The sequence below is a fragment of the Serratia sp. CY76391 genome, from assembly GCF_052166695.1.
GTDB lineage: Bacteria > Pseudomonadota > Gammaproteobacteria > Enterobacterales > Enterobacteriaceae > Serratia > Serratia nematodiphila.
Window position 1 is genome coordinate 81270 of the sequence record NZ_JBJNOJ010000015.1, and the last position, 12683, is coordinate 93952.

General features: G+C 60.6%; 13 protein-coding genes. 9 read left to right on the forward strand and 4 right to left on the reverse strand.

Annotation, left to right across the window (positions count from 1 at the left end):
* The first annotated feature begins 155 nt into the window (after positions 1 to 155).
* The gene (gene slmA / locus ACJ8PN_RS23290) at positions 156 to 752 is read left to right on the forward strand and encodes a nucleoid occlusion factor SlmA (protein ID WP_004931203.1); all 597 of its coding nucleotides are present in this window, start codon (positions 156 to 158) and stop codon (positions 750 to 752) included.
* A 31-nt stretch (positions 753 to 783) separates the two neighbouring features.
* Here slmA and pyrE read toward each other — a convergent pair whose 3' ends face one another.
* Entirely contained in the window at positions 784 to 1425 is a 642-nt protein-coding gene (gene pyrE / locus ACJ8PN_RS23295; RefSeq protein WP_004931204.1) for an orotate phosphoribosyltransferase, read from the reverse strand.
* A 96-nt stretch (positions 1426 to 1521) separates the two neighbouring features.
* Positions 1522 to 2238 (reverse strand): ribonuclease PH, encoded by a 717-nt coding sequence (gene rph, locus ACJ8PN_RS23300; RefSeq protein ID WP_025160305.1) that lies wholly within the window; start codon positions 2236 to 2238, stop codon positions 1522 to 1524.
* Between the two features lie 126 nt (positions 2239 to 2364).
* On the opposite strand from rph, the gene ACJ8PN_RS23305 reads away from it, so the two are divergent.
* Positions 2365 to 3228, forward strand: a complete 864-nt coding sequence (locus ACJ8PN_RS23305; protein WP_015379441.1) for a YicC/YloC family endoribonuclease — start codon at positions 2365 to 2367, stop codon at positions 3226 to 3228.
* Between the two features lie 55 nt (positions 3229 to 3283).
* Here ACJ8PN_RS23305 and ACJ8PN_RS23310 read toward each other — a convergent pair whose 3' ends face one another.
* A complete protein-coding gene (locus tag ACJ8PN_RS23310; RefSeq protein ID WP_351109648.1) occupies positions 3284 to 3673 on the reverse strand; it encodes a hypothetical protein in 390 nt (129 codons plus the stop codon).
* A gap of 369 nt (positions 3674 to 4042) precedes the next feature.
* On the opposite strand from ACJ8PN_RS23310, the gene ACJ8PN_RS23315 reads away from it, so the two are divergent.
* A complete protein-coding gene (locus ACJ8PN_RS23315) occupies positions 4043 to 5227 on the forward strand; it encodes a NupC/NupG family nucleoside CNT transporter (protein WP_004931212.1) in 1185 nt (394 codons plus the stop codon).
* Between the two features lie 34 nt (positions 5228 to 5261).
* On the opposite strand, the gene ACJ8PN_RS23320 is transcribed toward ACJ8PN_RS23315, so the two are convergent.
* Positions 5262 to 5699 (reverse strand): DUF3574 domain-containing protein, encoded by a 438-nt coding sequence (locus ACJ8PN_RS23320; protein ID WP_351109646.1) that lies wholly within the window; start codon positions 5697 to 5699, stop codon positions 5262 to 5264.
* Between the two features lie 253 nt (positions 5700 to 5952).
* On the opposite strand from ACJ8PN_RS23320, the gene ACJ8PN_RS23325 reads away from it, so the two are divergent.
* The 6 genes from ACJ8PN_RS23325 to recG all read left to right on the forward strand — a co-directional run bounded on the left by ACJ8PN_RS23325 (position 5953) and on the right by recG (position 12643).
* Positions 5953 to 6570 carry a trimeric intracellular cation channel family protein gene (locus ACJ8PN_RS23325; RefSeq protein ID WP_025304704.1) on the forward strand — a complete coding sequence of 206 codons (618 nt, stop codon included), beginning with the start codon at positions 5953 to 5955 and terminating at the stop codon, positions 6568 to 6570.
* Positions 6571 to 6780: 210 nt separating this feature from the next.
* Complete coding sequence (gene gmk, locus ACJ8PN_RS23330; protein ID WP_004931218.1) at positions 6781 to 7404, forward strand: guanylate kinase; 624 nt, start codon at positions 6781 to 6783, stop codon at positions 7402 to 7404.
* A gap of 54 nt (positions 7405 to 7458) precedes the next feature.
* The gene (gene rpoZ, locus ACJ8PN_RS23335) at positions 7459 to 7734 is read left to right on the forward strand and encodes a DNA-directed RNA polymerase subunit omega (protein WP_004931221.1); all 276 of its coding nucleotides are present in this window, start codon (positions 7459 to 7461) and stop codon (positions 7732 to 7734) included.
* Positions 7735 to 7752: 18 nt separating this feature from the next.
* Positions 7753 to 9864, forward strand: coding sequence for a bifunctional GTP diphosphokinase/guanosine-3',5'-bis pyrophosphate 3'-pyrophosphohydrolase (spoT, locus tag ACJ8PN_RS23340; protein ID WP_015379445.1), 2112 nt, complete (start codon positions 7753 to 7755; stop codon positions 9862 to 9864).
* Positions 9865 to 9869: 5 nt separating this feature from the next.
* Positions 9870 to 10565, forward strand: a complete 696-nt coding sequence (gene trmH, locus ACJ8PN_RS23345; protein WP_004931227.1) for a tRNA (guanosine(18)-2'-O)-methyltransferase TrmH — start codon at positions 9870 to 9872, stop codon at positions 10563 to 10565.
* Complete coding sequence (recG, locus tag ACJ8PN_RS23350; RefSeq protein WP_021504482.1) at positions 10562 to 12643, forward strand: ATP-dependent DNA helicase RecG; 2082 nt, start codon at positions 10562 to 10564, stop codon at positions 12641 to 12643. The genes trmH and recG overlap by 4 nt, the downstream gene beginning before the upstream one ends.
* Positions 12644 to 12683: the final 40 nt, after the last annotated feature.

The window sequence follows — 12683 nt, forward strand, 5'->3', positions numbered from 1 at the left end:
ATTGCAGCGCACACCAGGCAGCGCGGAAAAAGGCCGTTAAGGCCGCTGACCCCAGCATCGTAAAAAAGCTATCACATAAGCCGCACAGAGCCTGCTCTGCAGCGGCCGGTGCGCGGGTTTCCGTCAGTTAAGTTTTAGCAAGGGTCTAATCAGACATGGCAGAAAAAGAAAAGACGAAAAGGAATCGGCGCGAGGAAATATTGCAGGCGTTAGCCCAGATGCTGGAATCCAGCGACGGCAGCCAACGCATCACCACCGCCAAGCTCGCCGCGAACGTGGGTGTTTCTGAAGCTGCGCTGTACCGGCATTTCCCCAGCAAGACACGGATGTTCGACAGTCTGATCGAGTTTATCGAAGACAGCCTGATCACCCGCATCAACCTGATCTTGCAGGACGAGAAAGAGACGTTTAATCGTCTGCGCCTGATTTTGCTGCTGATTCTGGGCTTTGCGGAGCGCAACCCAGGGCTGACGCGCATCATGACCGGCCACGCGCTGATGTTTGAACAGGATCGCCTGCAGGGCCGCATCAACCAGCTGTTCGAGCGCATCGAGGCGCAGCTGCGTCAGGTGCTGAAAGAGCGCAAATTGCGCGAAGGCAAAGGCTTTATCGTCGATGAAACGCTGCTGGCCAGCCAACTGCTGGCCTTCTGCGAAGGCATGTTGTCGCGCTATGTGCGTTCGGAATTCCGCTATCGCCCCACGCAGGAATTCGACGCCCGCTGGCCGCTATTAGCGGCACAGCTGCAATAACGAAAACGCCGGGCATGCCCGGCGTTGTTATTTACACGCCGTACTGCTCGCGGTAAGCGCGCACCGCCGCCAGGTGGTCCGCCATCTCCGGTTTCTCTTCCAGGTAGGCAATCAGGTCTTTCAGCGTCACGATCGAAATCACCTTGCAGTGATAGTCGCGTTCCACTTCCTGGATGGCAGAGATATCCGCGCGGCCGCGTTCCTGACGGTCGAGGGAGATCAGCACGCCCGCCAGCGAAGCGCCGCTGGCGCCGATGATTTCCATCGACTCGCGGATCGCGGTGCCGGCGGTGATCACATCGTCCACCAGCATCACGCGCCCCTGCAGCGGGCTGCCCACCAGCGAACCGCCTTCGCCATGGGTCTTGGCTTCCTTGCGGTTAAAGCAGTAAGGCACGTCGCGCTCATGGTGTTCAGCCAGCGCCACCGCCGTGGTGGTGGCGATAGGAATGCCTTTATAGGCCGGGCCAAACAGCAGATCAAAATCGATGCCGGAATCCATCAGGGCTTCGGCGTAGAAGCGCCCCAACAGCGCAAGATCGCGCCCGGTATTAAACAGGCCGGCGTTGAAGAAATACGGGCTGGTGCGGCCGGACTTCAGGGTGAACTCGCCGAACTTCAATACCTGCTTGTTAAGCGCGAACTCGATAAACTGGCGCTGATAGGCTTTCATTACTGCTTCTCCTCGTCTGAATCTGCTTGGGTCTTGTCATTACTGCCGCCCGATCGCCGGGCATAAAAAAGGCGACTTCTCAGTCGCCTTGAAAAATCAGTCCGCCAGCGCCGCTTTCTGCGCCTGGAAGATGGTTTCGATGCCCCCTCGGGCCAGCGCCAACAGCGCCAACAGCTCATCGTGGCTGAACGGCTCGCCTTCGGCGGTGCCCTGCACTTCAATCATGCGGCCGTCTTCCATCATCACCACGTTCATGTCGGTTTCCGCGGCGGAATCTTCCACATACTCCAGATCGCACAGCGCTTCGCCATTGACGATGCCGACGGAAACCGCCGCCACCATGCCCTTCATCGGGTTGGCTTTCAGCTTGCCGTTGGCCACCAGCGTGTTCAGCGCGTCGGCCAGCGCCACGCAGGCGCCGGAGATGGAGGCGGTGCGGGTACCGCCGTCGGCCTGCAGCACGTCGCAGTCGAGGGTGATGGTGAATTCACCGAGCTTTTTCAGATCCACCGCGGCGCGCAGCGAGCGGGCGATCAGACGCTGGATCTCCAGCGTGCGGCCGCCCTGCTTGCCTTTGGCGGCTTCACGGGCGTTGCGGCTGTGGGTGGAGCGCGGCAGCATACCGTACTCGGCGGTGATCCAACCTTGCCCCTGGCCTTTCAGGAAGCGCGGAACGCCCTCTTCTACCGTGGCGGTGCACAAGACTTTGGTATCGCCAAACTCAACCAGCACTGAACCTTCAGCGTGTTTGGTATAGTGACGGGTCAGTGTCAGGGGGCGAACTTGCTGTGGTGCTCTGCCTGCAGGACGCATGGGCTCTCTCCGGCTTCAAATCAACTATTGGCTGCGCATTATACGGGCTTCGTGACGTAATGCCTATCCTGCCCGCAGCCGCGACGCTATAATCGCCCCATCTTTTCCTATTACGGGTACGCATCAATGATCCGCAGCATGACCGCCTACGCCCGGCGTGAAATCAAGGGTGAATGGGGCAGCGCAGCCTGGGAGCTGCGTTCCGTTAACCAGCGCTACTTAGAAACCTACATCCGCCTGCCGGAACAATTCCGCAGCCTGGAGCCGGTGATCCGTGAACGTATCCGTGGCCGCCTGACCCGCGGCAAAGTCGAATGCAACCTGCGTTTCGAACTGGATCCAAGCGCGCAAAGCTCGCTGATCCTGAACGAAAAGCTGGCCAAACAGCTGGTCGAAGCCGCCAACTGGGTGAAAATGCAGAGCGACGAAGGGGAAATCAACCCGATCGACGTGCTGCGCTGGCCGGGCGTGATGTCCGCGCAGGAGCAGGATCTGGACGCCATCAGCGCCGAGCTGATGCAGGCGCTGGACGGCGCGCTGGATGACTTTATCGTCGCACGCGAAAGCGAAGGCGCCGCGCTGAAAACGCTGATCGAACAGCGCCTCGACGGCGTCAGCGCCGAAGTGGTCAAAGTGCGCGCCCAGATGCCGAACATCCTGCAATGGCAGCGCGAGCGCCTGGTCAGCAAGCTGGAAGAGGCGCAGGTGCAGCTGGAAAACACCCGCCTGGAGCAGGAGCTGGTACTGATGGCGCAGCGCATCGACGTCGCCGAAGAGCTGGACCGCCTGGAAGCGCACGTGAAAGAAACGCACAACATCCTGAAGAAGAAAGAAGCCGTCGGCCGCCGCCTCGACTTTATGATGCAGGAGTTCAACCGCGAATCGAACACCCTGGCCTCCAAGTCGATCAATGCCGACGTCACCGCCTCCGCCATCGAGCTGAAGGTGCTGATCGAGCAGATGCGCGAGCAAATCCAGAACATCGAGTGATCCCGCTCCGCACGCCATCAAGCCCGCGCCACGCGGGCTTTTTTATGGCTGCAGATCAGCGATAGGCGGCCGCCTGCTCCTCACCGATCAACCCCATTTTCTGCAGCTGCACCGCAATGCTCCAGGTTGAGCGTTCGAACTCATCGCTCAGCGCTTCCAGCGTCGCCCCGGCCGCATGGCTCTCGCGCAGCCGCAGCTTTTCCTCTTCCGGCCAGGGGAAGTAGGCATTGGCCGGCCGTCCCTCGGCCAGATTCTTCTGCCGCTTTTCTTCCGGCGTCAGCCTCGTTTTTTTCTGCGGTTCGGCTTCACCGTCGAACTCGTTGGCCAACGCGAACAGCAGGCGGATAGCCTCCGGCGCGCAGGCCGCCGAAGCCGGTCTCAACAGCTCGCCGGTGTCGGGATTAACGCCGTTGGCCAGCGCCCTGAGCAACGTGCCGGTATTCATTGTTCGTCTCCTTGTCCGAGAAAATGCGCCGGTCGTAGCGCCTTGTTCAGGCATTTTTCTCCGCTTCCCTCGAGAAAACCACGCTTTACGCCATGAAAAAGTGCCAGTTGCGAGCCAGATTCCAGGCGTTTGCACGCGAGTGACAGTGATTACATCAGGCTGCGAGCCGGCAGGCATCATGGAAGACGGCTCACCAAGGCACTTCGGGGGCTTATGAAAAACTGCCGAGCAGCGCGTGCGGATGACATTCGGCAAGATATCCCGCACGCCATAAGTATTTTGTTCTAATTATCACGCAAGGTAATGAAAGGACGGCGATGCTGTGGCTAAATGTGTTTTTTTCCTGCCCGTGAACCGTACGGACCGTTTATGCCACAAATTCTGCAATTTATTATGGCCCTGGTGGTGATCATCGCCCTGGCGCTGCTGGTCAGCAATAATCGCAAGAAAATCCGCCTGCGCTATATCATCCAGCTGTTGGTGATCGAAGGCGCGCTGGCCTACTTCTTCCTGCACTCCGCCAGCGGGCTCAGCGTGATCAAACACGTCGCCGGCTTCTTTGACACCCTGCTCGCCTACGCCGCCCAAGGATCGGAGTTCGTATTCGGCGGCATGAGCAAGGATGGCCTGGCGTTTATCTTCCTCGGCGTTTTGTGCCCTATCATCTTTATTTCCGCCCTGATCGGCATTTTGCAGCATTTCCGCATCCTGCCGCTGATCATCCGCCTGGTGGGCACCCTGCTGTCCAAGGTCAACGGCATGGGCAAGCTGGAATCGTTCAACGCCGTCAGCACGCTGGTGCTGGGGCAGTCGGAGAACTTCATCGCCTACAAGGGCATCATCGGCGACATCTCGCCGCGCCGCATGTACACCATGGCCGCGACCGCCATGTCGACGGTATCCCTCTCCATCGTCGGCGCCTACATGTCGATGATCGACGCGCAGTACGTGGTGGCGGCGTTGATCCTTAATATGTTCAGCACCTTCATCATCCTGTCGATCATCAACCCGTATCAGGTCGAAGACGAGCCGGAGCTGAAGCTGAACAAGCTGCACGAAGATCAGAGCTTCTTCGAAATGTTGGGCGAGTACATTCTGGCCGGCTTCAAGATTGCGATGATCATCGCGGCGATGCTGATCGGCTTTATCGCGCTGATCTCCGCCGTCAACGCGCTGTTCTCGGCGGTGCTCGGCATCAGCTTCCAGCAGATCCTCGGCTACGTGTTCTATCCGCTGGCCTGGCTGATCGGCATCCCGGCGGAAGAGGCCCTGAAGGCGGGCAGCATCATGGCGACCAAACTGGTGGCCAACGAATTCGTGGCGATGATTGAACTGAAGAAGATCGCGGCGGAGCTGTCGCCGCGCGGGCTGGGCATTCTGTCGGTGTTCCTGGTGTCGTTCGCCAACTTCGCCTCCATCGGCATCGTCGCCGGCGCCATCAAAGGACTGAACGAGCAGCAAGGCAACGTAGTTTCCCGCTTTGGCCTGAAGCTGGTTTACGGTTCGACGCTGGTGAGCCTGCTGTCGGCGGCCATCGCCGGCCTGGTGCTGTAATCTCCACTCCCGGCCAGGCGGCCGGGAGTGCGTTTTAAAACGCCACGCACACCGGCGCATCCACTCGCATCACCGAATCCTGCGCAAACTGCTGCTTATAGCCGCTGCGCAGCGCCTCGATATTCGCCTCGCTCTCTTTGCCCGGCGCATGGATCAGCAGCAGCGCCTTGCTGTTCTCGCGCGCCAGTTTGCCGTCGTGGCCCAGCCACTGCCCTTTGGCATCAAACACCGTCAGCCCGTCTTTAAAACGTGGTGTCACCTGGCTGTCGACGAAGGTTTGCCACTCGGCGGCGGTGATCGCCGGCCCCGCCGGCCGGTTCAGGCCGAAGTAGAGCGTTGTCTGCACCAGCGGATCGCCGGTGCGGCAAGCCGGGGCGGGTGACGTTGTCTGGTGGCCTGGCGCCACGCAGCCGCTCAGCAGCAGGGCGGCAGCCATCACGGCGCCGGCGGCCAGTTTCGGGGAGTTTTTCATCTGCAGTCTCGATTTTTCGGTTGAAGGATTCGCTGCAAAAATCATAGTCAGCGATGGAAATTAGCGCGAAATTTCTAATGCATTCATTAACAACAAGATGTTAAAAAAGGCTGGTTATCGGCAATAAAAATAGTGTTTGGATTAGCTATATTAATCCGAAATGCCATCGGTGAAAAAAACTCAGTGGCGCGCGTCCTCGGCGGCGATTACCCTGCCGGCCATCATTCTGACGCAAGTACGCTGTGAATCCCTTATGTTACTGAGCATCCTTTATATCATCGGCATCACCGCCGAAGCCATGACCGGCGCGCTGGCGGCCGGCCGCCGCCAAATGGACATGTTCGGCGTGATCATCATCGCCTCGGTCACCGCGATCGGCGGCGGGTCGGTGCGCGATATGTTGCTCGGGCATTTTCCGTTGGGCTGGGTCAAACACCCGGAATACATCGTCATCGTCGCAATAGCGGCGATCGTCACCACCTGGGTGGCTCCCCTGATGCGCCATCTGCGCCGCCTGTTCCTGGTGCTCGACGCCGTCGGCCTGATCGTCTTCTCGATCATCGGCGCGCAGGTGGCGCTGGATATGGGGCACAGCGCGATTATCGCCGCCATCGCCGCGGTGATCACCGGCGTCTTCGGCGGGGTGCTGCGCGATATGTTCTGCAACCGTATCCCGCTGGTTTTCCAGAAAGAGATCTACGCCGGCATCTCCTTCAGCGCCGCCTGGCTGTATATCGGCCTGCAGCACCTCAGCCTGCCGCACAATCTGGTGGTGATCCTCACGCTGGTCGCCGGCCTGAGCGCGCGTCTGATCGCCCTGCGCTTCCGCCTCGGTCTGCCGGTGTTCAACTACCAACATCCGGATCACTGATCCCGGGGCGGCAGCGCGCCGCCGCTGGGCCAAAATTGCCAAAATATCGCTCTTCAGCGCGCATATTCGCGCATTCACCGCTTTTTCCGCGCAAAGCCACGGGCAAAATGCGAGCTAACGCTGCACCCGGCGCGTTAGCCGTGTATACTGTGCGGAGAAAATACACATCCGCTGTTTTTGGCATATCAACCGTTATCAACGAACATCATCATGGCTCAAGGCACGCTTTATATTGTCTCTGCTCCCAGTGGCGCAGGTAAATCAAGTCTGATTCAGGCTTTGTTAAAGACGCAACCGCTGTACGACACGCAGGTTTCGGTTTCGCACACCACGCGCGACAGCCGCCCGGGTGAAAATCACGGCGAGCACTATTTCTTCGTATCGAAAGACGAATTCCGCCGGATGATCGAGCAGGATGCGTTTCTTGAGCACGCCGAAGTGTTCGGCAACTATTACGGCACCTCACGCGCCGCCATCGAACAAGTGTTGGCGACCGGCGTAGACGTGTTTCTGGATATCGACTGGCAGGGCGCGCAGCAAATCCGCGCCAAAATGCCGCAGGCGCGCAGCATCTTCATTCTGCCGCCGTCGAAGGAAGAACTGGGCCGCCGCCTGCGCGGGCGCGGGCAGGATTCCGAAGAGGTGATCGCCAAACGCATGGCTCAGGCCGTGGCGGAAATGACGCATTACGCGGAGTACGATTACCTGATCGTGAACGATGATTTCGATCTGGCGCTGTCCGATCTGAAGACCATCATTCGCGCCGAACGCCTGCGTTTGGGCCGCCAGTTGCTGCGGCATGACGCTTTAATCAGCAAACTATTGGCAGACTGAAGGCAGTTTCAGTATCATGCCCAGTCTTTTCGTCACCTGTGGAGTAGCACAAATATGGCACGCGTAACTGTTCAAGACGCTGTAGAGAAAATTGGTAACCGTTTTGACCTGGTGTTGGTCGCTGCTCGTCGGGCGCGTCAGATCCAGACCGGCGGCAAAGATGCACTGGTTCCGGAAGAGAACGACAAGTACACCGTTATCGCCCTGCGCGAAATCGAAGAAGGCCTGATCACCAGCCAGATCCTCGACGTGCGTGAGCGCCAGGAACAGCAAGAGCAGGAAGCCGCAGAGATTCAAGCGGTTACCGCGATTGCTGAAGGTCGTCGTTAATTAGACAGCGAGTCCGCCTTGTACCTGTTTGAAAGCCTGAATCTGCTGATTCAACGTTACCTGCCCGAGGAGCAGATTAAGCGCCTCAAACAGGCATACCTCGTCGCGCGCGACGCGCACGAGGGCCAGACACGCTCCAGCGGTGAGCCCTACATTACTCACCCGGTCGCCGTGGCCTGCATCCTGGCGGAAATGCGTCTCGACCACGAGACGCTGATGGCGGCGTTGCTGCACGACGTCATCGAAGACACCCCGGCCACCTATCAAGATATGGAACAGCTGTTCGGCAAGAGCGTCGCCGAACTGGTCGAGGGCGTCTCCAAGCTCGACAAGCTGAAGTTCCAGGACAAGAAAGAAGCGCAGGCGGAAAACTTCCGCAAGATGATCATGGCGATGGTGCAGGATATCCGCGTCGTGCTGATCAAGCTGGCCGACCGTACGCACAACATGCGCACCCTCGGTTCGCTGCGCCCCGACAAACGCCGGCGCATCGCGCGTGAAACACTGGAAATCTACAGCCCCCTCGCCCACCGCCTGGGTATTCATCACCTGAAAACCGAGCTGGAAGAGCTGGGCTTCGAGGCGCTGTACCCAAACCGTTATCGCGTGATCAAGGAAGTGGTGAAAGCCGCGCGCGGCAACCGCAAAGAGATGATTCAAAAAATCCTCTCCGAGATCGAAGGGCGGCTGACCGAGGCCGGCATCGCCTGCCGCGTCAGCGGAAGGGAAAAACACCTCTACTCCATCTACCTCAAGATGCACCTGAAAGAACAGCGTTTCCATTCCATCATGGATATCTACGCGTTCCGGGTGATCGTAAAAGAGGTCGATACCTGCTACCGCGTACTCGGCCAGGTGCACAGCCTGTATAAACCGCGTCCGGGGCGGGTGAAAGATTACATCGCCATTCCCAAGGCCAACGGCTATCAATCGCTGCATACCTCGCTGATCGGCCCGCACGGCGTGCCGGTCGAAGTGCAGATCCGCACCGAAGACATGGATCAGATGGCTGAGATGGGGGTGGCCGCGCACTGGGCTTACAAGGAAAGAGAACAGGGCGAAACCGGCACCACGGCGCAGATCCGCGCCCAGCGCTGGATGCAAAGCCTGCTGGAGCTACAGCAAAGCGCCGGCAGTTCGTTTGAATTTATCGAGAGCGTCAAATCCGATCTGTTCCCGGATGAGATTTACGTTTTCACCCCGGAAGGCCGCATCGTCGAGCTGCCCGCCGGCGCCACGCCGGTCGACTTCGCCTATGCGGTGCATACCGATATCGGCCATGCCTGCGTCGGCGCGCGCGTCGATCGTCAGCCGTACCCGCTGTCGCAGTCGCTGACCAGCGGCCAGACCGTCGAGATCATCACCGCGCCGGGCGCACGGCCCAACGCCGCCTGGCTGAACTTTGTGGTCAGTTCGAAAGCGCGCGCCAAAATTCGCCAGATGCTGAAGAACCTCAAGCGCGACGACTCCGTCGGCCTCGGCCGCCGTCTGCTCAACCATGCGCTGGGCGGCAGCCGCAAACTGGCCGAAATCCCGCAGGAAAACATTCAGCACGAGCTGGACCGCATGAAGCTGGCGACGCTGGACGATCTGCTGGCGGAAATCGGCCTCGGCAACGCCATGAGCGTAGTGGTGGCGAAGAACCTGCAGGGCGATCAGTCCAGCCTGGGCACCACCTCCGGCGTGCGCAACCTGGCCATCAAGGGCGCCGACGGCGTATTGATCACCTTCGCCAAGTGCTGCCGTCCGATTCCGGGCGACCCGATTATCGCTCACGTCAGCCCGGGCAAAGGGCTGGTGATCCACCATGAATCCTGCCGCAATATTCGCGGCTATCAGAAAGAGCCTGAGAAGTTCATGGCGGTCGAGTGGGATAAAGAGACCGAGCAGGAGTTCATCGCCGAAATCAAGGTGGATATGTTTAACCACCAGGGCGCACTGGCCAACCTGACGGCGGCGATCAACGCGGCCGAGTCCAATATTCAGAGCCTGAACACCGAAGAGAAAGACGGTCGGGTTTATAGCGCCTTTATCCGCTTGACCACCCGCGATCGCATCCATTTGGCAAACATTATGCGTAAAATCCGTATCATGCCGGATGTGATCAAAGTTAACCGCAACCGAAACTAGCGCTTATGAGTCCTGAACGCTATGCGCGGATTTGTGAAATGCTCGCGACCCGGCAGCCGGATCTGACGGTCTGCCTGGAGCAGGTGCACAAGCCGCATAACGTCTCCGCCATTATCCGTACCGCCGACGCCGTCGGCGTGCATCAGGTCCACGCCGTGTGGCCCACCACCCGCATGCGCACCCTGGTCTCCTCCGCCGCCGGCAGCAACAGCTGGGTCAGCGTTAAAACCCACCGCACCATCGGCGACGCGGTCGGTCACCTGAAAGCGCAGGGCATGCAAATTCTGGCTACCAACCTGTCTGCGCGCGCGGTCGATTTCCGCGAGGTGGACTACACCCGGCCAACCTGCGTGCTGCTCGGCCAGGAAAAAACCGGCATCACCGAAGAAGCGCTGGCGCTGGCCGATCAGGACATCGTCATTCCGATGATCGGCATGGTGCAATCGCTCAACGTCTCCGTGGCTTCGGCGTTGATCCTGTATGAAGCGCAGCGCCAGCGGCAAAATGCCGGCCTGTACCGTCGCGACAACAGCATGCTGGATGAAGAAGAGCAGCAGCGTCTGCTGTTCGAAGGCGGTTACCCGGTGCTGGCCAACGTGGCCAAGCGCAAAGGGCTGCCGCGCCCGCAGATCGATGAACAGGGCCAGGTGGTCGCCAGCGCCGAATGGTGGGCGGCCATGCAGGCGACGGTGCGCAAATGAAAGGCCGCCTGCTGGATGCTGTCCCACTCACCACGCTTTCCGGGGTTGGCGCCAGCCAGGCGGGCAAATTGGCCAAACTCGGCCTCGACACCATTCAGGATCTGCTGCTGCACCTGCCGCTGCGCTACGAAGACCGCACCCGCCTCTACCCGATCAACGATCTGCTGCCGGGCATCTACGCCACGGTAGAGGGGGAAGTGCTGCGCAGCGACATCAGCTTCGGCCGCCGCCGCATGCTGACCTGCCAGATCAGCGACGGCACCGGCATCCTCACCATGCGGTTCTTCAACTTCAACGCCGCGATGAAAAACAGCCTGGCCACCGGCCGCCGCGTGACCGCCTACGGCGAGATCAAACGCGGCAACCACGGCGCGGAGATCATCCATCCGGAATACCGCATTCAGGGCGAAGCCAGCGAAGTCGAGCTGCAGGAGTCGCTGACGCCGGTTTACCCCACCACCGAAGGGGTGCGGCAGGCCACGCTGCGCAAGCTGACCGACCAGGCGCTGGCGCTGCTGGATACCTGCGCCATCGCCGAGCTGCTGCCGCCGGAGCTGAGCGGCGGCCTGATGAGCCTGCCGCAGGCGCTGCACACCCTGCACCGCCCGCCGCCGGACATCCAGCTGGCGGATCTGGAGCTGGGCAAACACCCGGCGCAAAAACGCCTGATCCTCGAAGAGCTGTTGGCGCATAACCTCAGCATGCTGGCGGTACGCGCCGGCGCCCAGAGTTATCAGGCGCAGCCGCTGCTGCCGGACGATCGGCTGAAAAAACGTTTTCTCGCCCAGCTGCCGTTCTCGCCGACCGGCGCGCAAACGCGCGTGGTGGCCGACATCGAAGCCGACATGCAAAAAGACTTCCCGATGATGCGGCTGGTGCAAGGCGACGTCGGCTCCGGCAAAACGCTGGTGGCGGCGCTGGCGGCGCTGCGCGCTATCGCGCACGGCAAACAGGTGGCGCTGATGGCGCCGACCGAGCTGCTGGCCGAGCAGCACGCCAACAATTTCCGCCAGTGGTTTGAACCGCTGGGGCTGGAGGTCGGCTGGCTGGCCGGCAAGCAGAAAGGCAAGGCGCGCATCGCGCAGCAGGAAGCCATCGCCAGCGGCCAAGTGTCGATGGTGGTCGGCACCCACGCCATCTTCCAGGAGCAGGTGCAGTTCAATGGCCTGGCGCTGGTGATCATCGATGAGCAGCACCGCTTCGGGGTGCATCAGCGGCTGGCGCTGTGGGAGAAAGGCGAAGAGCAAGGCTTCCACGCCCATCAGCTGATCATGACCGCCACGCCGATCCCGCGCACGCTGGCGATGACCGCCTATGCCGACCTCGATACCTCGGTCATCGACGAACTGCCGCCGGGCCGCACGCCGGTGACCACCGTCGCCATTCCCGATACCCGCCGCGCCGACATCATTCAACGGGTGAAGAGCGCCTGCCTGGAAGAGGGGCGGCAGGCTTACTGGGTGTGTACGCTGATCGAGGAATCTGAGCTGCTGGAAGCGCAGGCGGCGGAAGCCACCTGGGAGGAATTGAAAGCCGCATTGCCGGAGCTGAAGGTGGCGCTGGTGCACGGCCGCATGAAAGCGCAGGAGAAGCAGGCGGTGATGCAGGCGTTTAAACAGGGCGAGCTGCAGCTGTTGGTCGCCACCACGGTGATCGAAGTCGGCGTCGACGTGCCGAACGCCAGCCTGATGATCATCGAAAATCCGGAACGGCTGGGCCTGGCGCAGCTGCACCAGCTGCGTGGCCGCGTAGGGCGCGGCGCGGTGGCCTCACACTGTGTGCTGCTGTACAAAACGCCGCTGAGCAAAACCGCGCAAACGCGCCTGCAGGTGCTGCGCGACAGCAATGACGGCTTCGTCATCGCGCAGCGCGATCTGGAGATCCGCGGCCCGGGCGAGCTGCTCGGCACCCGCCAGACCGGCAGCGCCGAATTCAAAGTGGCGGACCTGCTGCGCGACCAGGCGATGATCCCCGAAGTGCAACGCGTCGCTCGCCACCTCCACCAGCACTATCCGGAGCACGCCCAGGCACTGATCGAGCGCTGGCTGCCGGAGAAGGCGCGCTACTCCAACGCGTAAAAAAGGGCGCCGACGGCGCCCTCTTCTTTTTTTCTGGCTC

What these genes read in the sequence shown, in the direction of transcription:
- ACJ8PN_RS23325 (WP_025304704.1), top strand. Translation starts at nt 5,953, where the DNA reads ATGTTACTGAGCATCCTTTATATCATCGGCATCACCGCCGAAGCCATG.
- slmA (WP_004931203.1), top strand. Translation starts at nt 156, where the DNA reads ATGGCAGAAAAAGAAAAGACGAAAAGGAATCGGCGCGAGGAAATATTG.
- gmk (WP_004931218.1), top strand. Translation starts at nt 6,781, where the DNA reads ATGGCTCAAGGCACGCTTTATATTGTCTCTGCTCCCAGTGGCGCAGGT.
- ACJ8PN_RS23310 (WP_351109648.1), bottom strand. Translation starts at nt 3,673, where the DNA reads ATGAATACCGGCACGTTGCTCAGGGCGCTGGCCAACGGCGTTAATCCC.
- ACJ8PN_RS23315 (WP_004931212.1), top strand. Translation starts at nt 4,043, where the DNA reads ATGCCACAAATTCTGCAATTTATTATGGCCCTGGTGGTGATCATCGCC.
- trmH (WP_004931227.1), top strand. Translation starts at nt 9,870, where the DNA reads ATGAGTCCTGAACGCTATGCGCGGATTTGTGAAATGCTCGCGACCCGG.
- rph (WP_025160305.1), bottom strand. Translation starts at nt 2,238, where the DNA reads ATGCGTCCTGCAGGCAGAGCACCACAGCAAGTTCGCCCCCTGACACTG.
- ACJ8PN_RS23320 (WP_351109646.1), bottom strand. Translation starts at nt 5,699, where the DNA reads ATGAAAAACTCCCCGAAACTGGCCGCCGGCGCCGTGATGGCTGCCGCC.
- pyrE (WP_004931204.1), bottom strand. Translation starts at nt 1,425, where the DNA reads ATGAAAGCCTATCAGCGCCAGTTTATCGAGTTCGCGCTTAACAAGCAG.
- recG (WP_021504482.1), top strand. Translation starts at nt 10,562, where the DNA reads ATGAAAGGCCGCCTGCTGGATGCTGTCCCACTCACCACGCTTTCCGGG.
- ACJ8PN_RS23305 (WP_015379441.1), top strand. Translation starts at nt 2,365, where the DNA reads ATGATCCGCAGCATGACCGCCTACGCCCGGCGTGAAATCAAGGGTGAA.
- rpoZ (WP_004931221.1), top strand. Translation starts at nt 7,459, where the DNA reads ATGGCACGCGTAACTGTTCAAGACGCTGTAGAGAAAATTGGTAACCGT.